General features: G+C 57.0%; 18 protein-coding genes. 7 read left to right on the top strand and 11 right to left on the bottom strand.

The annotated features are described in order from the left end of the window. Positions 1 to 9: 9 nt before the first annotated feature. Positions 10 to 246, bottom strand: coding sequence for a 50S ribosomal protein L28 (gene rpmB, locus WFM49_RS01810; RefSeq protein ID WP_003802782.1), 237 nt, complete (start codon positions 244 to 246; stop codon positions 10 to 12). A 140-nt stretch (positions 247 to 386) separates the two neighbouring features. After that, positions 387 to 1,535, bottom strand: coding sequence for a Bcr/CflA family multidrug efflux MFS transporter (locus WFM49_RS01815; protein ID WP_336971365.1), 1,149 nt, complete (start codon positions 1,533 to 1,535; stop codon positions 387 to 389). Between the two features lie 350 nt (positions 1,536 to 1,885). Between WFM49_RS01815 and WFM49_RS01820 the strand changes: the two genes are divergently transcribed. The 4 genes from WFM49_RS01820 to WFM49_RS01835 all read left to right on the top strand — a co-directional run bounded on the left by WFM49_RS01820 (position 1,886) and on the right by WFM49_RS01835 (position 7,003). Continuing rightward, positions 1,886 to 3,124 (top strand): class I SAM-dependent methyltransferase, encoded by a 1,239-nt coding sequence (locus WFM49_RS01820; protein ID WP_009456482.1) that lies wholly within the window; start codon positions 1,886 to 1,888, stop codon positions 3,122 to 3,124. A gap of 539 nt (positions 3,125 to 3,663) precedes the next feature. Next, positions 3,664 to 4,707, top strand: coding sequence for an ABC transporter substrate-binding protein (locus tag WFM49_RS01825; protein WP_009456480.1), 1,044 nt, complete (start codon positions 3,664 to 3,666; stop codon positions 4,705 to 4,707). A 164-nt stretch (positions 4,708 to 4,871) separates the two neighbouring features. After that, complete coding sequence (locus WFM49_RS01830; RefSeq protein ID WP_336971366.1) at positions 4,872 to 5,729, top strand: ABC transporter permease; 858 nt, start codon at positions 4,872 to 4,874, stop codon at positions 5,727 to 5,729. Next, on the top strand, positions 5,726 to 7,003 hold the full coding sequence (locus WFM49_RS01835; protein WP_250755905.1) for a quaternary amine ABC transporter ATP-binding protein: 1,278 nt from the start codon (positions 5,726 to 5,728) through the stop codon (positions 7,001 to 7,003). Before WFM49_RS01830 ends, WFM49_RS01835 begins: the two co-directional genes overlap by 4 nt. Before the next feature lie 183 nt (positions 7,004 to 7,186). Here the strand turns inward: WFM49_RS01835 and WFM49_RS01840 are convergent, their stop codons facing one another. The 9 genes from WFM49_RS01840 to radC form a co-directional block, all read right to left on the bottom strand. Beyond that, on the bottom strand, positions 7,187 to 8,605 hold the full coding sequence (locus WFM49_RS01840; RefSeq protein WP_336971370.1) for an MATE family efflux transporter: 1,419 nt from the start codon (positions 8,603 to 8,605) through the stop codon (positions 7,187 to 7,189). A 9-nt stretch (positions 8,606 to 8,614) separates the two neighbouring features. After that, the gene (locus WFM49_RS01845) at positions 8,615 to 10,210 is read right to left on the bottom strand and encodes an ArnT family glycosyltransferase (protein ID WP_022983305.1); all 1,596 of its coding nucleotides are present in this window, start codon (positions 10,208 to 10,210) and stop codon (positions 8,615 to 8,617) included. A 300-nt stretch (positions 10,211 to 10,510) separates the two neighbouring features. Beyond that, positions 10,511 to 10,777, bottom strand: a complete 267-nt coding sequence (locus tag WFM49_RS01850) for a type B 50S ribosomal protein L31 (protein ID WP_009456467.1) — start codon at positions 10,775 to 10,777, stop codon at positions 10,511 to 10,513. After that, positions 10,774 to 11,022: a hypothetical protein gene (locus WFM49_RS01855; protein WP_152978310.1), complete on the bottom strand. Its 249-nt coding sequence runs from the start codon at positions 11,020 to 11,022 to the stop codon at positions 10,774 to 10,776. The genes WFM49_RS01850 and WFM49_RS01855 overlap by 4 nt, the downstream gene beginning before the upstream one ends. A gap of 109 nt (positions 11,023 to 11,131) precedes the next feature. Next, positions 11,132 to 11,413 carry a hypothetical protein gene (locus tag WFM49_RS01860; RefSeq protein WP_009456465.1) on the bottom strand — a complete coding sequence of 94 codons (282 nt, stop codon included), beginning with the start codon at positions 11,411 to 11,413 and terminating at the stop codon, positions 11,132 to 11,134. Between the two features lie 50 nt (positions 11,414 to 11,463). Continuing rightward, complete coding sequence (locus WFM49_RS01865) at positions 11,464 to 12,141, bottom strand: aspartate/glutamate racemase family protein (protein WP_250755902.1); 678 nt, start codon at positions 12,139 to 12,141, stop codon at positions 11,464 to 11,466. A 38-nt stretch (positions 12,142 to 12,179) separates the two neighbouring features. Further along, the gene (locus WFM49_RS01870; RefSeq protein WP_022983306.1) at positions 12,180 to 13,598 is read right to left on the bottom strand and encodes an MFS transporter; all 1,419 of its coding nucleotides are present in this window, start codon (positions 13,596 to 13,598) and stop codon (positions 12,180 to 12,182) included. A 272-nt stretch (positions 13,599 to 13,870) separates the two neighbouring features. Further along, positions 13,871 to 14,713 carry a MurR/RpiR family transcriptional regulator gene (locus WFM49_RS01875; RefSeq protein ID WP_254498988.1) on the bottom strand — a complete coding sequence of 281 codons (843 nt, stop codon included), beginning with the start codon at positions 14,711 to 14,713 and terminating at the stop codon, positions 13,871 to 13,873. 93 nt (positions 14,714 to 14,806) lie between these two features. After that, positions 14,807 to 15,478 carry a RadC family protein gene (radC, locus tag WFM49_RS01880; protein WP_022983307.1) on the bottom strand — a complete coding sequence of 224 codons (672 nt, stop codon included), beginning with the start codon at positions 15,476 to 15,478 and terminating at the stop codon, positions 14,807 to 14,809. Between the two features lie 49 nt (positions 15,479 to 15,527). Here radC and WFM49_RS01885 point away from each other — a divergent pair, with 49 nt between their 5' ends. Genes WFM49_RS01885 through maiA form a run of 3 tightly spaced genes read left to right on the top strand, consistent with a single transcriptional unit; the run spans position 15,528 to position 17,656 of the window. Continuing rightward, positions 15,528 to 16,004, top strand: coding sequence for an FKBP-type peptidyl-prolyl cis-trans isomerase (locus tag WFM49_RS01885; protein WP_230940668.1), 477 nt, complete (start codon positions 15,528 to 15,530; stop codon positions 16,002 to 16,004). Continuing rightward, entirely contained in the window at positions 16,004 to 16,975 is a 972-nt protein-coding gene (gene ispH / locus WFM49_RS01890; protein ID WP_009456459.1) for a 4-hydroxy-3-methylbut-2-enyl diphosphate reductase, read from the top strand. Before WFM49_RS01885 ends, ispH begins: the two co-directional genes overlap by 1 nt. Positions 16,976 to 17,008: 33 nt before the next feature. Next, entirely contained in the window at positions 17,009 to 17,656 is a 648-nt protein-coding gene (maiA, locus tag WFM49_RS01895; protein ID WP_009456458.1) for a maleylacetoacetate isomerase, read from the top strand. Positions 17,657 to 17,725: the final 69 nt, after the last annotated feature.

Genomic DNA, 17,725 nt, shown 5'->3' on the forward strand with positions numbered 1-17,725 from the left:
AAGCGCAGCTTAGTATTTTTCGCCGCGGGAGCGCATTTCGGCCAGAACGGAGTCGATACCGTTCTTGTCGATGGTGCGGATAGCGTTAGCGGAAACGCGCAGGCGAACCCAGCGGTTTTCACTTTCAACCCAGAAACGACGGGACTGCAGGTTTGGCAGGAAGCGACGCTTGGTTTTATTGTTGGCGTGCGAAACATTGTTGCCCGACATTGGGCCTTTTCCGGTCACTTGGCATACGCGTGCCATGGTCATACCCCTTGAGATCTAAATCAGCCTCCGCTAAACGAAAAAAGCCGCGGGCGATTGTAAAATTAGGATCGTGTTAACCCCAGTGCTGGGGTACAAAGAAGATTATTCTAATATGGAAAAATCACTTAGATCAAGTTTTACCGTGCTTTCCTTGCTGCGTTGCGGCCAAACAGCCACGATAAGACGGCACAACTGGCCAATACGGCGGTCAATGGCAAAGCATTGGAAGAGGACCAACTGCTGACCGCAAAACCGGCCAGTGCACCACAAAGCATTTGCAAAGCGCCCATCAGGGCTGAGGCCGTTCCCAGGCGATGGCCTTGTTCAGACAGGGCAAGGGCCGCGGAATTGGGGTTCACAAAGCCTTGGCACGCCATAAAGCCCATCAGCGTCACCATCAGCCAGGCCAGGTCCAGTACGCCCAGCAGGGTCAGAATGGCACCCAGCAGGGTAAAGATCACTTGCAGTCCCTGTGCCACGCGCAGCAAAGTGGGCGGGCTGTACGTATTGAGCAAACGGGCGCTGACTTGAGAGAAAACAATCAGACAGGCGGCATTCGCGCCAAAATAAAAACCGAAATGGCGCGGCTCGACTGCAAATAAATCAATAAAGACGCGTGGCGATCCGGCGATATAGGCAAACATGCCTGCAGAACTGAAACCGGCGGCCAGCGAATAAAACATGAAAGGCCGGTCGCGTAACAGGGCACTGTAATTATGGGCAATCAGTTTGGGTTGCAGTGGCAGGACTCGTTCGGGGGTCAGGGACTCTTTCATGGTGAAAAAAGTCAGCAGCCACAAGAGCACGCCACAGCCGGCCATGAAGTAGAAAATACCGCGCCAGTCGCTAAACAGCAGGATCTGACCACCGATCAGCGGGGCCAGAATAGGCATGACGCCCATAATCAGCATCAGCATGGACAGGGCGCGGGCGGCTTCACGGGTCTCGAAACGATCCCGGATCACGGCACGGGGAATAGCCATGCCAGCGGCACCACCAAAGGCCTGCACAATGCGCCACACGGTCAATTCATCAATATCGCTGGCGCGTGCACAGAAAAAGGAAGCGGTGGTGAAAATCAGCACGCCCAGCAGCAAGGGCAGCTTGCGCCCGAAGCGGTCGGCCATGGGGCCGTACACTAATTGAGCCACGCCCACACCCAGCAAGAAACCCGCCAGCGTGCGCTCTACCATGCCCGCCGAGGTGTTCAGGCTCTGGGCCATTGCCGGGAAGGCGGGCAGGTACATATCAATGGCCAGTGGCCCCAGGGCAGTGAGCAGCCCCATCAAGATGAGCCAAGGGGGAAATGCAGGGGAGTGGTTGCGTGTCATCGGGCCAAGTATTAAGGTGGGGCAGATCCTGGCCGAGAGCCTGAACCCACTACCCTGTGCCGAGCATCAATGCAAACCGATGCAATGGGCCAAAGGCAGGCAGTTTAGCATGGGGCAAGCTCAACTCCGGTCTAAGTGCTTTAGGTGTAAAGCATATGATTCGTGACTTTGACGCAACGGATTCAGGGGCTGATTGTATTAGGCTACAGGATTGACAGCTTACGGGCGGTGTGTCGAAAGAGGCGACACATTGTCATCTTTGTTTGTTTACATACAAGGAGGCGAAGTTGAGTTCAATTTCATCAATGGTCCAGGCCAAATTAGATCAACTCAGCATTCCGGTTCGGCTGACCTTGCCCAACGGCGAGCAAGTTGGCCCGGCTGATGCAGCGGTTCATCTGATCATTAAAGATAATGCCACCTTGGCGCAGCTGGCCGCCGGGCAATCCGGGCAGTTGGGAGAGGCCTACGTGGAAGGGCGTATGGACTTTGAGGGCTCCATGCGGGATCTGATGCAGCTGGCAGCGGATATTTTGCCGGGCTCCCCGGTTGACGCTGCCCAGGCAGGCTGGCTGACTTCCATCGTCAAGCATCTGACTTCCGTCTGGCGCCATTCCCAGGAAAGGGACGCCAAACAGATCCAGTTTCACTACGATTTATCGGATGATTTCTACGCCTTGTGGCTGGACCCGCGTCGGGTCTACTCCTGCGCCTATTACCGCGAACCGGACATGACGCTGGCGCAGGCTCAGGAAGCCAAGCTGGACCACATTTGCCGCAAGCTGCGTCTGCAATCGGGCGAGCGCTTTCTGGATGTGGGAGCCGGGTGGGGCGGGCTGCTGATATGGGCGGCTGAAAACTACGATGTGGACGTGACGGGCATCACCTTGTCCCGTAACCAGCATGCCTATGTGAACGGGCTGATCGAGCAGAAAGGTTTGTCGGGCCGGGCCCGCATGATGTTGCTGGATTATCGCGAGCTGGATGAACTCAAGCCTTATGACAAGCTGGCCTCGGTCGGGATGTTCGAGCACGTGGGCCGCGCCCAGCTTAGTGCCTATTTCGACAAGTTGCGCCGTTTGGTCAAGCCCGGTGGTTTGATTCTGAATCACGGCATTACAGCCGGTGGCGTGGACAATAGCCAGCTGGGTGCCGGGATGGGCGACTTTATCGAGAAATACATTTTCCCCGGTGGAGAGCTGACCCATATCAGCCATGTGTTGCGTCATCTGGCTGAAGGTGGTCTGGAAGGCCTGGACATTGAGAATCTGCGTCCGCACTATGCACGCACGTTGTGGGCCTGGAGCGATGCCTTGGAAAGTCAGTTGGACAAGGCCAAGGCCACGCTGGATTCCGAGCAGGGTCAAAAATCCTTGCGTGCTTACCGGGTTTATCTGGCTGGTTGCGCCATGGGCTTTGAGCATGGCTGGATTGCCTTGCACCAGGTTCTGGCTCAGGCGCAAAGTGCTGGGCGGGCACAGGAGCTGGATTACGCGCCAGACCTGGTGTATCCATGGCGTCGGGACTATATGTACCAGCGTTAGAGGGCGCGGTCTGGAGGGGCAAATGACAAGGCTTTATGCCTTGTCATTTGTCTTTTTTGGGGCTGCTTTTACGCCACTCCATCAATTCTGAATTAATAGGTAACAAAAAAAAATTTAGAAAAACGCTAAAACCACGCCAAACAAGGGTTTTGTTGCGTTTTTGCCATTGACATATTCCAGAATTTTGATGGTTTTTCGAGGTAAGAATTTGTTTTTGATTGCAAAGGCCCGTAGAATGGCCTCCTTACCAGATTCATCAATTCGATCTAGAACCGCCTGAAACTGCGTGTTCTATTCGCACCAAATCATCGCCCCGCGCGGTGTAACCCTGGCCCAGCCGTTTTGTTTCGGTCAAGGCAGCGAACAGTACAAAAAGGGCTCAGCCCTGAATATTGTTCCGGGTTTTTCGTGAGTGCCTGGCACTCGCTCTATACGTAGGTATGTATTGGCGATAAGAGCATCGTCTTCCGCACACCCCTTTAGCCTTGGCGCCGACTGATCATGCAGGACGCGTCCACAGTAACTCAAGGAGGAGCATCATGTCTTCATACTTCCCTCACGCCGGTGCCAAGTCGCGCTTGCACCGCTTTCCCCTGATTCAAGCCTCTGTGCTGACCAGCGTGTTGCTGGGTTTGTCGTCCGCCGCACAAGCCGCTACCCCGGTTGCCTGCGAACTGGACCGCACGGTTCGCTTTGGCGGCATGAATTGGGAATCCAATCTGGTCCTGACTGAAGTCGAGCGTTTTATCGCTGACAAGGGTTATGGCTGCAAGACTGAGGTCATCTCGGTCGAGACGCTTCCGGCCTTGGCCGCATTGGAGCGAGGCGACCTGGATGTCAACACTGAAATCTGGCTCAACAGTGTGGCTGATCCCTGGAAACAGGCTGAAGCCAAGGGAAACGTAAAACGTATTGGTGATATTTATATGGGTGGCGAAGCCTGGTTCATTCCACGCTACACCGCCGAGCGCCTGCCTGAACTGAAGTCCGCAGCGGACCTGCCCAAGTTCAAGGATGAATTCAAGGACCCTGAAGAACCCGGTAAAGGCCGCTTCTATGGCTGCCCGGCAGGTTGGGGTTGTGAAGTGGTCAGCGGCAATCTGTTCAATGCCCTGAAACTGGGTGATACCTTCACCTTGTTCTCGCCCGGTACTGGTGCCACGCAGAAAGCGGCTCTGACCTCTGCTTATCAGCGCAAGGAAAACGTGGTGTTCTACTACTGGTATCCGACACCGCTGGTGGGCTCCATGGATCTGGTCAAGCTGGAACTGCCCGCTTATGACGAGAAAAAGCACGGGTGTCTGACGGACCCGGATTGTGCCAATCCAGAGCCTAGCGATTACCCCGAAAATCCGGTGTTCACTGCTGTGAATACGGAGTTCTCCAAGCAGGCTCCCGAACTGACGGCCTTCCTGGCCAATGTCAGCATGCCCCTGGAGCTGATGAACGACACCATGGCCCACATGGAAAAAACCGAAGGCGAGCCTGAGGATGTGGCGCACTGGTTCCTGAAAGAGCACGAGGACACCTGGTCTAAGTGGGTGCCCATGGAAGTGGCTCAGCGCGTAAAAGCCGCTCTTTAGTATTCGTGTCGTTGTAGGGCGAGGCCGGCCTCGGTGACTGCACCCCATGCGGGTGCGGGTACTGAGTCGTACCTCGCTTTTCTGCCTGGTCCCATTGTGGCCGGCAGGCTCATGGCCGGGCGATATGCCCGCGCCGCATGCACGAGTTTTACGGAGTGTTTTTTATGTTTCCTGAGTTGATTGATCCGCGCGCCTTACGTTTGCCCATCGATCAGTTCGTGGGTGATCTGGTTGCCAATTATTCCAGTACCTTGCGCACCATGACCCAGCCTTTGCTGGACATGCTGGTCTTTATGGAGTCCATCTTGCGCAGCAGTCCCTGGTGGGCCGTTGTGCTGGTGGTGGTCGTGCTGGGCTGGGCTGCCAGCCGTCGCGTCCTGTTTTCCGTGGCCATGGGTGCCATGCTGTTCGTCATTGGTTTGATCGGCCTGTGGGATGCTGCCATGCAGACCCTGGCGCTGATGATCGTGGCCGTTTTCCTGTCTGTCCTGATAGGCATACCGCTAGGTCTGTTGATGGCCAGCTTCAACTGGCTGCGCCGCATCATGATGCCGGTGCTGGACGTGATGCAAACCATGCCCAGCTTTGTGTATCTGATTCCGGTAGTGATGCTGTTCAACCTGGGCAAGATCGCCGCCCTGATTGCCACCATTATTTACGCCATTGCGCCGGTGATTCGTCTGACCGATTTGGGTATACGCCTGGTCGACAGCGAAGTGCTGGAAGCCTCGCGTTCTTTCGGGTCCAACCGCTGGCAGCAGCTCTACGGGGTGCAATTGCCATTGGCCATGCCCAACATCATGGCGGGTATTAACCAGACAACCATGATGGCGCTGGCCATGGTAGTGATCGCCTCCATGATCGGTGTGCGAGGTCTGGGCTACGAAGTGCTGCAAGGTATCAACCGTCTGCAAGTAGGCCGTGGCCTGATGGCCGGTTTGGGTATTGTGCTGCTGGCTATTCTGTTTGACCGTATCACACAAGAATTTGGCCGCCGCTTTCAGACACGGGAGGCCTCATGAGCAAGATTGAAGTTCGCAATATCTACAAGATCTTTGGCTCCCAACCCGAGCGCTGGCTGGAAGAGGCCCGTAACGGTGTCCGCAAGGACGAGCTACTGGCCAAAAGCGGCCACACCTTGGGGCTACGTGACATCAGCCTGTCCATTGAGCATGGCAGCATTTACGTCATCATGGGTTTGTCCGGTTCGGGCAAGTCCACCCTGATCCGCCATTTCAACCGCCTGATCGAACCGACAGCCGGGCAGATTCTGGTCGATGACGTGGATGTGATGAGCCTGGATGGCAAGGCGCTGATGCAGTTCCGCCAGCAAAAGATCAGCATGGTCTTTCAGCGTTTTGGCCTGTTCCCGCATCGCACGGTGCTGGAGAACGCGGCTTACGGTCTGCAAGTGCAGGGCATAGGACGTGCCGCCCGAGAAGAGAAAGCCACTTACTGGCTGGAGCAGGTAGGGCTTCAAGGCTTCGAGAATCAGTATCCGCATCAGTTGTCTGGCGGTATGCAGCAACGTGTGGGTCTGGCGCGTGCCTTGGCCACCGATGCCGACATTCTTCTGATGGACGAAGCCTTCTCTGCGCTGGATCCGCTGATTCGACGTGAAATGCAGGACCAGTTGCTGGAACTGCAGGCCCGTCTGAACAAGACCATTGTGTTTATTACGCATGATCTGGACGAAGCGCTGCGTCTGGGCAACCGGATTGCCATTCTTAAAGATGGTGAACTGATCCAGGAAGGCTCGCCCGAGGATATTCTGCTCTCGCCCGCCAGCGATTATGTGCAGGCCTTCTTGCAGGATGTGAACCGCAGTAAAGTGCTGAACGCTGCTCATGCGGTGCGCGATTCCAGCAAGACGCTGACCTTCACCATGCGTACCCGTGCTGTTCATGCGCTGGAGCGCTTGAGCGAACGGGGCGTGCGTTATGCCCCTGTGCTCGATGGCAAGCGTCTGGCCGGTGTCTTGATGCGTTCCAGTGCTCAAGAGGCGGTGCAGCAAGGTGCACGGGATATTTCCGGCTTTGTGGACGAGATGAGTTCCGTGCCCGCCACCATGGGTTTGGATGAAATCCTGGGGCAATTGCTGCGTAGCAGCGAACCTTTGGCCGTCACTGGCGAGAACGACGAGTTCCTGGGCCTGCTCTCGCGCAGCAAGGTTGTGGACCTGGTCAGCCCGCTGATTGATGCGGTGGAGGAATCGCCAGATGCGGCTGCAGGGTCGACTCCGGATGATACGGCCAAGATCGTGGAAGCCATTGAAGGCAGTAAACCTGCTGCCTGAGTTAGCCTTGTCTTGCTAAAGCGATAAAGAAAACGGGTCCTGTTGAATAACTGGCCCCGTTTTTTTTGTTTGTGCTTTCACGGTTTGGCTTATTTTGGCCTTAGGCTTTTAGTGCTGAGCAATGAGCCGCTGGATGTCTGAGTCTGCCATGGAGCTGAATGCCAGCAGCTCATGCTTTGCTTGTTAGGACGCCCGCGCCTTGCGTCTTGCCGGATTGTAGATACGTAGAATATGGTTGTACCAGAACAGCAGCAGCAAGGCCGAGGCCCCCAGGCCCAGGCTGGACATGGTCCACAAGCTGGCCGCACCCACAGGCGCACCCGGCGCCAGCCACTGAATAACCCCTTCCAGGGATCCGGCTGCCGGTCCAAACCCTAACCACCAGCCACCGCCCAGACCCAACACGCTTAAGGCAAAGAACTGCAGCAACATGGGAACAAAAGCTACTTTATAGGCGCGCAGCAAATAGGAAATCAGGCACTGGAACGCGTCGAAAAAGTGGAAGAAGGGCAGCAGTTGCAGCAAGAGCAGGGCGCGCAGGGCTACGTCGGCATCGTCGGTATAGGCATGGGCCAAGGTAGGGCGCAGCAGAACCAGCAGGCTGATCGTCAGCGTGACCCCGGCCAACACAATCCCCAGACTTAACATTCCCACATGGCGGGCACGATGATATTGCCCGGCTCCAATGGCTTGAGCGCTGACCGAGGCCGCAGCAACACCGACGGCCATGGGCACCATAAAGCAGACAGCAGCTAGATTGGCCATGATCTGGTGTGCACCCGAAGCAAAGACCCCTTCGCGGGCTACCAGCAAAGCCATGAAGCTGAAGGCGCAGATCTCGATCAGGTAAGAGCCGCCCATGGGCAGGCCCAGGCGCAGCAGTTCTTTCTGCGCCGTCCAGCTAGGCAGGCCCAGTCGCAAGCTAAAGGGCTTGTAGAAGTGGTCGGCGCGCAGCAGCCACAGCCCAGCAGCCAGCATTAGCCAGGAAACCACGGTAGTCGCCAGGCCTGAACCGACGGCTCCCATGGCTGGCAAACCAAACTTCCCGAAAATCAGCATCCAGTTGAACAGGGCCTTGAAGGCCACGCTGAACAGATTGATCAGCATGACGGCTTTGGGGCGAGAGGTTGCCGTGCCCAGGCAGTAAATCGTTCGGAAAACCAGGGAGGCGGGCAGGGCCAGAATCAGGCTGCGCAAATACCAGGTCACCCGGTCGTGAACCTCAGGGCTCAAATCGCCCGACCAGCTTAGCCAGATATTGGGAAAGGCCAGCGCCAGGGTGCCGATCAAGGTCAGCAACAGGGCCAGCCACACGCCTTGCCCCCACCAGCGGCCTACTTCAGTCAGGCGGCGCGCGCCAAATTGCTGCGCAATGATAGGAATCAGGGCGTGGATGACACCCATCAAGCCGATAAAGACGGTGATGTAAATGGATACGCCCAGGCCCATGGCCTGCAAGTCGACCGGACTGCTGTGGCCGACCATAACGGTATCCAGCACCCCAAAGGCGATACCCGCCCAGGAGCCGACCAGCACAGGCCAGGCCTGACGCAGGATTTGGCCTGCCTGGCCTTTCCAGTTGTGATGAAACACGGAGGACATGATTGAAACTTACTGAGCTTGTACTCGCAGCAGACGGAAAGCCTCGTGACGATCTGGCCCGCGTTTACCTTGCCAGAGCTGGACCGCATTGTCAGGAATGGGGGCCTTGCCATCTTGCAGGTCGCGCAGGGAGAACTGTTCCAGCACCAAAGAGCAGCGGTTGTCGAAATTGATCTTGATGTTGTTAAACACCAGGAAGGAGGCTCGTTGTCCCGAACCCAGGCCCCAGGAGCGCAGGCATTCGCCGGGCTGTCTGTGTTCGCGCAGGGCGGCGGACAGTTCACCGGAGACGTCTCGGTAACTACGTACGTAGTCCAGCGAGGGCATCCACAGGGTAACCAGCAGGAGCCAGGTCGTAATCAGGCCACCTGCAGACAAGACCGTGCCGCGCAGCAGCCCTGGCGGGTTGGTGGACAGGCGCCAGCGTACCAGGGCGATCCAGGCGAGCGTACCTAGCGCGGCAATAATCATGACCGGCCAGGAGATAAAGGTGTCATAACCTTGAGTCTGGCGGGCGATATTGTGCGAAATCTGACGTGGCCAGCCGGTTTGTTGCGCAATCCAGCCCAGCCAGACCGTGGTTGCCGTCAGTGAGAAGCACATGATGGCAAACCAATCCAGCGTATTGACCACGCCACGCCGCAAGGTGGGCAGCGAGAACGCGGCCAGGACGGCGCAAGGTACGACCAGCAGGGCGTATTCAGGCTCGAAGGCATCGCGGATAAACAGCAGGCTCAGCAGCGGGACCAGCAGGCTGATGGCAGGCACATAAATATGCGGGGCCTTGAACCAGCTACGCCACTGCCACAGTGCCAGCAGTGCCAAAGGCCAGGTCGGCCAGAGGAACCACAGCAAGTCACGCAAATTATTCAGTTGTTCCTTGAAACCCGCCCAGCCCCAGGCGGCTAGATGCCATAGACGCCACTGTTCAGTCCAGTACACACTGACGCGTTTGGCGGGAATCCACCAGGCCATGATGATGGCCAGGGTCAGGACGGCACTGAGGGCCAGCCATTGGCTGTGCTGACGCAAGGGGCCGCGTGGAATGAAGCACAGAACGGTGGCCAGCATGATGGGGCCAGCGCCCAGCCAGCCACGGGTCAGGAAGCAGGCGCCCAAAGACAGGCCCAGCATGATCGCACCGGAAGCGGGACGGTCAAACATGCGCACCAGGCTGTACAAAGCCAGAGCCTGGAAGGCAATGATGGCTGGTACTTCCGAGGTTTCGTGCATACGCCAGAGGATGCCGACCGTGGCTACCGTCAGCAGCAAGGTGGCGTCGGCAATCATGCGCCCATAGTCCGTGGGCGAGGGCTCGCCCCCAAAGGGCAGGCGCAGCGGTTGGGCCTCAGGGCGTCGAGCCAGCCAGTAGGCGCTGTGCCAGACCGAAGCCGCCAACATGCCGAACCACAGCAGGTTAGGCAGTCGGGACGCCACAATATTGGCGTTCAGCTCAGAGGTAAAGAGTTTGAGCAGTGGCGCAAACAGCGTAATGAACAGGGCACCCAACCAGGTGGTCAGCGGCCCGTCCTGGGCATGTGCCAGATCGCCCACCTGCGGCAACAACAAGGCCTGACCGCTGGGATCTGACAAAGCGGTAAGCATGGTTGCAAGCCCGATGACATCGTCTGCCTTCCAGGGATCGCGGAAAAACAGACCCGCAAGAATGTAAATAGTCCCAACGACCAGCAGGACCAATCGGGGAAGTTTGACGGCAGCGGTAGCAGTCAGGCGAGCAGGGGTGGAGGTGGGTATGAGGCTGGATGACACGTCTAGGGTAAAACAGTCTGTTGATTCGCCCTATCTTAATGCAAAGGGGGCGCCTTGGCCGGGAAATGTGCGGTAAAAAAAAGGCAGCCGAAGCTGCCTTTTTTGCGCTGAACGCGGTATGCCGAGAAAGAGAGCTTATTCGCCTTTCTTGACGGTACCAGCCGTACGGGCAAAACGGGCGCGGAATTTTTCAACGCGGCCAGTTTCCACGATACGGGTTTGAGCGCCCGTGTAGAAGGGGTGCGACTCGGACGTCACGTCACACTTGAACAGCGGGTAAGTCTGACCGTCTTTTTCGGTGGTTTCGCGAGTCTGGACAGTGGAACGGGTGATAAAGGAGTTGCCCGTTTGCAGGTCCAGAAACACCACGTCACGGTATTCTGGGTGAATGCCTTCTTTCATGATGATTCCTGTTTTGACAAATAAGGACCGCCAGCAAGGCACGTATTTACAAAAATAAAGCTGCGCAGGGCAGATTTCCAATCTTTTGTAAGTACCGGCACTAAAAAGCTAGAGGGCTGTTTTTTTAACCGGGTTTGGGTTTTGACATCCTGCCCGATTGAATAATGCCTAAAGACTTTTTGCCACGTATCCGATGAAGCCTGAAATTTTAGCATTGAGCCGCCGCTTTTCAAAGAAAACTCCATCAAAGCGCGGCACAAGTGCAACAAGAAGCCGCCTAATGATAGGCCTCAGGTCCCGAAACCCGGAGATTGTCAGGGTTCGGGGCGTCTTGCTTGATGGTCGATAAGGTCGTCAGTCGATCTGTTTGCGCTTGCGGAAAGACAGAATCCAGATGCCGACCGCCAGCTCAAGTGCCGCAATAATCCACAAACCGCTTTGGAAATTACCGCTGGCGTCTTTCAGGGCACCCAACATGAAGGGCGCGCCAAAGCCGGCCAGGTTGGCGACCGAGTTGATGAAGGCCACGCCAATAGCTGCTGCCGAGCCTGCCAGAACGGCGTTAGGCAGTTGCCAGTACACCGGAATGCAACCCATGGTGCCGGACACGGCAATAATCAGGCTGATGAAGGCCATGCGCAAGGGTGCTGCTTGTCATGGGGTGTCTCCTTGTGTGGTACAGCGTGTTATGGCTGATCTGGGGGCAGGCGCTCGGCCATAAGCTCGCAGGCAGCAATGATGGGATTGATCACCGGCACAGCCAGCCTGCTTTGCAGGGCCTGGGCGCTTTGGGCCAGTGGGCCGCCGCCGATGATGACGGCGCGGGCACCGTCCTGTTCGATACACGCCGCGACGCTATCGGCCAGTTCCTGATCCTGACGATCAGGGGCCTGGGCCAGATCCAGCGGGGCGGTAGGGGTCAGGCGCAGGCCGGAGAATTGTTCGCTCCAGCCATAGCGCTGTACCTGATCCAGAATGGATTGCTTCAGACCGGGGGTGGTGGTGGCAATGCCAAAAGGCGTGCCTGCTCGGGCAGCCAGCATCATGGAGGCCTGACCGATGCCGATAACCGGAACCGTGAGGCGTTCAGTCAGGGCTTGCAGGCCGGGATCTCCAAAAGCGCCGACGATGATGCCGTCAACGTCTTGCGCCTGGGCTAGCACCTGCGGGTGCCTGGATATGGCGGCGGCCTGCTCCAGCTCTTCCATTTCGGTCAACATGCCCGGTCCCTCAGGGGCGGTCAGTCCCCGGACCTGGATGTCGCGGCGCTGCAGGCTCTGGAAACAAGCCTGGGCAAGCGCCACCATCATGTCCGTGGTGGGACGGGAAGTATTGGGGTTGATGAGCAGTACGGTATGAGACATAAATACAAGGGCCGCAGCAAGGCGGCTTTTCAAGTGAATCAGGTATCCAGGGGGCGACCAAAGGTTTCGGGCGCCAACTGCAGGACAGCGGCAAAGGTGATGTACATGCCCGCCATCAAGGTGAACATGCCGGCTACACCATAGCCTTCCAGCACCCAGCCGCTAAGCGTAGGGATAAATGCGCCCGCCAGGGTGCCTAGTGCCAGAATGAAGGCGGTGCCAAAGGCGCGGACGCGGGTGGGATACAGTTCGGGGGAGAAAATCCAGATCGTGGTGTTGAGCAGCAGCACGCAGAACTGGAAAGCTGCACCGAACAGCAGCACCAGGTAGATATTGAAGCTCAGGAAGCCAAAGGCCAGACCGCTGGCGCAAGCCAGTAACGCTCCGTAGGTGAAGACGCGCTTGCGAGGCACGCGGGAGCCCAGGTAAGAGGCGGTCAAGGCACCCAGCAGGCTGCCCGACTGCATCAGGATTGTGAAGGTATAGCTTTTCACCAAAGAATAGCCTTGCTCCACCAGCAGGGTAGGCATCAGGGTCAGAACCGTCAGCTGTGCGCCATAAGTCATGCACACGGCAATGCCGGTCACTAGGGTGCGCATGGCCAGCGGGCCTTGAAAAATCTCGTTCAAACGCACCCGCTCTGCTTTTTGTGCCTGCGGGCCGCTGTGCAAATAAGGATAGGGATTGGCAACGTGACGGCCCAGCTTGCCCGAGGCCAGAATATTCAAAACCTGATTGGCCTCCTCGATACGCCCTTGCGACACCAGGAAACGGGGCGTTTCAGGAATGTAGCGACGATAGAACAGCACCATGAAGGCAGGCATGACCAGCAGGCCAAACACCCAGCGCCAGCTTTCTGGGCCGGGAAAGAGGGTGAAGACCAGCAAGCCGAAGGCCGGGGCCAGCATATTGCCCAGACCGCCACCTGCGACGTTGATCGTGCCGACAGCCGTGCCGCGAAAGCGTGAGGAGCAGAACTCGGCCAGCATGGTGACGGCAATCGAGATTTCGCCACCCAGCCCAAAACCCACAATCATGCGACCCAGGCCCAGTACCCAGTAGCTGGGAGCCAGGGCGCAGATCAGGGCGCCCAGCGTGAACAGGGCCAGATTGATGGTCAGCATGACACGGCGACCGTAGTGGTCGGCGATATAGCCGGACAGCAAACGCCCCAGGGCGGCGGCAGCGAAGGTCAAGGTGTTCAGAAACCCGACATCACGAGGCGTCAGCCCCCAGTGTTCCTGCAGCAGCGGACCGACCAGGCCCACGGCATTTTGCTCGAGCACGTCAAACAGGACGCCCAGCAAAATCAGGGCCAGCACTTTGCGGTGCGAGTTGGTGACGCCTATGGTTTCCAGCGAGTTTTCCAGTTGCTGCTGAACCGTGTGATTGTTGGCCGTAGAACTGGCCTGTGCCTGCCCGGTATCGGCTGGCAAGGGTTGCTGCTTGCTAGACATGGTTTCTCCTCGTTTCAGGGCGTGTATGAGCCCAGCATTATTTTTTCAATCATTATTGTCGTGAAAAAATATTTTCAAAACTAGGGTAAACGAGAAAGATTTTGCAGTGTCTACTGATTGACTGAGCAGGGCGTTGATATACAAGGATTTTTAATAAAAAAAAAGGATCATCGCCGTTTGCGTAGGATCCTTATCTGATTCCAGCCATGAAACTTCTGGGCTGGCTTGACTACGGAGTGCCTGATATGGGCCTGCAATACGAGAGTAGCGGTCTACAGCTCCAGAAAGCTGTCGTGGAAAGCCTCCACCAAGCCTAGATGACGACGCCCGGCAGGACCGGCCTGATCCATCACCTGGCTCAGGATCAGATGGCACAGCCCGATCACCGCCACGTGGTTATCCAGCACACCGGGTGACTGGACATCACAGCGCAGAGTCCAGCGACAAGTACTTTTCTCCGGGCTGAGCTGGTCAGTGATGTGCAACACATTCGGGTTCAGCTGCGCCATCTGCCCGATCAACTGATCCATATTGCGCACCCGGCGACGCAGGGCAAAAATCACTACGACATCGTCAGCGTGTATGCCTGCCAGATGTTCCCCCATGGTCTCGCCAGGGCCGGGAATCAGTTGAGCCTCAGGGACGATTTGCAGCAACTGCCAGCGAAAGTAATTGGCCAGGGCATGGCTGGATCGAAACCCGAGAACCCATACTTTGCGCGCACCCAGAATGGCCTGGGCGATTTCTTTCAGCAACGAGTCGGGGATGCGTCTATAGGTAGCGGCCAGGTTGTTCTGACTTTGCTGCAAGTGTGTGGCCAGCGAGCGCTCGGCTTCCGTTTCAGTGGCTGCCAGCAACAGGGGTGAACCTGCTTTCTTTTCGGAGCGCACTTGTTTGCGGGCGGCCTCGTAATTGCTGTAACCCAGGCGTCGAATAAAGCGGGTGACCGTCGCATTGGACACATTGGCCAGGGAGGCCAGCTCCGAGGCGGTGTAGCCGGCCAGGTCGCCCGGAAAGTCCAGGGCAAATTCCGCCAGACGTCGCTCTGATGGGGATAGATCGTGAAGAATGTCACGTACGCGTCCAACAAAGGACTTGACGGCGGGATCAGACATGGCGCTCCGTACTCTTGTAGTGTGTTCTGGATTTTACGGGGAAGCTCATGGAACTGTATCAAAAATAAGGTGGCATTCATCGCCCTGAATCGTCTATAGATCTCCGCGCTCGGCCATGGAGACAGTCTGGCTGGGCGTGACAATAATGTGGTCCAGCAAGCGTATATCAACCAAAGCCAGTGCCTGGCGAATGTGCCGGGTCAGCCGGATATCGGAGGCGCTGGGATAGGCGGCACCGGAAGGGTGATTGTGCGCCAGAATAATGGCGCAGCTGTGGTGACGCAGGGCGGCGCGCAAAATCTCCCGTGGGTAGACTGAAGCCTGGTTGACTGTGCCCCGGCTGATCTCCTCGGCGCAGATCAGTCGCAGCTGATTGTCCAGAAACAGGGCCAGGCAATGCTCCACGGGTAAATGTCCAATATGGGCCAGACAATATTCGCGCACCTTGTCCGCCTGGTTCAGCACCGGCAAGTCCGTGAGTGATTCCAGGGCGCAGCGGCGTTGCAGTTCCCGGATAACCAACAGTTCCGCACATTTGGCCGGCCCGATGCCGTCCAGTTGGCGCAGGGCAGATGCATCAGCCGATAATAATCCTTTGAGTCCGTTAAAATGGTCCAGCAACATCTGGCCCAGCTCGACAGCATTGCGCCCGCGTGTACCGGTGCGCAGGACAATGCCTAGCAGTTCCGGGGTGCTCAGACAGGCAGGGCCGTGCGCCAACATGCGCTCACGGGGCCCTTGGCGGCGTAAAGTGGATGTGGCCATAAGAAACGCTAAAATGCGGTAATTGAATGATTTTCTATAGTGAGCGATCGTGAGTAACTCTGCTAGTTCCGAGCTTGGAATTGTCCGTCAGGATTCCTACCTGACTTTGCACTATCGTATAGAGCTGGCCAGTGGCCCGGCGGCAGGCTCTGTATTTGCGGATACCTTTACCGGCCGCCCGGCGACCTTGCAACTGGGCAATGGTCAGTGGGCCCCCGGTATGGAAGAGAAACTGCTGGGTCACCGTGAAGACGAGCGCTTTCAGCTCGACATTACTCCCGAGGATGCATACGGCGCCCGTAATCCGGACCTCTTGCAGCGCATCACTCGCGAAATGCTGGCCAGCAACGCCGCCGAAGGCGCGGAATTCGTGCCCGGTGATATGGTGGAGTTTGCCGCCCCTAATGGCAGTCGCTATTCGGGCGTGCTCAAGGAAATCGACGACAAGACTGCCTTGTTCGATTTCAATCATCCTTTGGCCGGTGTGGCTTTGCGCCTGGATGTTCATATTTTGGGGATTCTGTAATGAGTCAAGCTACTCCCGTTCAGAACGCTGAGGTTGTTCTGGCCCAGCCCCGTGGATTCTGTGCTGGGGTCGACCGCGCGATTGATATTGTCGAACGCGCTTTGGAATTGCACGGCGCACCCATTTACGTGCGCCATGAAATCGTCCATAACCGTTACGTGGTGGAAGACCTGCGCAATAAAGGGGCGATCTTTATTAAAGAGCTGGACGAGGCTCCCTCGGGTGCAATCGTTATTTTTTCGGCTCACGGCGTATCGCGTCAGGTGCGTGACGATGCCGAAAAGCGTGGTCTGAAAGTCTTTGACGCCACGTGCCCGCTGGTGACCAAAGTGCATATCGAGGTCTCTCGCATGCGCGCCGAAGGCCGGGAGATCATCATGATTGGTCACGTCGGACACCCTGAAGTCGAGGGTACGCTGGGGCAGGCTGACGGCGGCATGTACCTGGTGGAAACGCCCGAGGACGTCGCTAACCTGAAAGTGGCCGATCCCGACAAGCTGGCCTTTGTGACGCAAACCACCTTGTCCGTGGACGATGCGGCAGTTGTGGCCCAGGCCTTGCGCGAGCGCTTCCCCAATATTGTGGAACCCAAGAAAAGCGATATCTGTTATGCCACACAGAACCGTCAGGATGCGGTCAAGATCATGGCTCCACAGTGTGATCTGGTCCTGGTGGTGGGCAGTACCAATAGCTCCAACTCCAATCGTTTGCGCGAAGTCGCCGAACGCAAGGGGGCTGAAGCCTATCTGCTGGATAAACCGGAAATGATTGATCCGGCCTGGCTGGTCGGTAAAAAGCGCGTGGGTGTGACGGCCGGCGCTTCTGCTCCGGAAGTTCTGGTGAATCAGGTGATTCAGCGCTTGCAGGAACTGGGCGTAGGCAAAGTGCGGGCCTTGGATGGTGTGGAAGAAAACATTGCCTTCCCGCTGCCCCGAGAACTGTCGCGCAAGATTGAAAGCCTGAACAAATAAAAAACGATTTTTGCAGGGTGGACAGGAGACAAGATGATTCTGTATAGCTACTTTCGCAGTTCCGCCGCTTACCGGGTGCGGATTGGTCTGAACCTCAAGGGGCTGGACTACCAGATCAAGCCTGTACACCTGCTCAAGGATGGTGGTCAGCAACATCAGCCTGATTATGTGCAGGTCAATCCCGTGCAACTGCTGCCTGCTTTGGATGATGATGGTCTGATCATCACGCAATCCCTGGCCATCCTGGAATATCTGGATGAACGCTATCCTGAACTGCCTTTGTTGCCCAAAGCGTCGGCAGAGCGGGCTTGGGCACGTTCCATGGCCCAAACCGTAGCTTGTGATATTCATCCGCTGAATAATCTGCGCGTGTTGCAGTATTTGAAAAACGAACTGCACGCCCAGGAGGATGCTCGCAATCAATGGTATCGCCATTGGGTCAGCGTAGGGTTGGAAGGCCTGGAAGCCTTGGTGCAGCGCCATGGCAAAAAGGATCATGACTTTATTTTTGGTGATACTCCTGGTCTTGCCGAAATCTGCCTGATTCCTCAAATGTTCAATGCCCGTCGTTTTGACATTGATCTCAGCACATTTCCACGCCTCTTGGCTGTGGAGGAAAAATGTCTGGAGCTGTCCGCCTTTCAGGAAGCGGCCCCCGACCGCCAGCCCGACGCGGCTTGAGTATCAGCATAAGGGCGGTCCCTTGTTGGGCCGACCAGACTTCACCCGCCTGACAGGCGGGTTTTTCTT

Origin of the sequence: Alcaligenes sp. PF14 (genome assembly GCF_037150615.1) — a bacterium.
In the GTDB taxonomy this organism is placed as follows: domain Bacteria; phylum Pseudomonadota; class Gammaproteobacteria; order Burkholderiales; family Burkholderiaceae_B; genus Alcaligenes; species Alcaligenes phenolicus.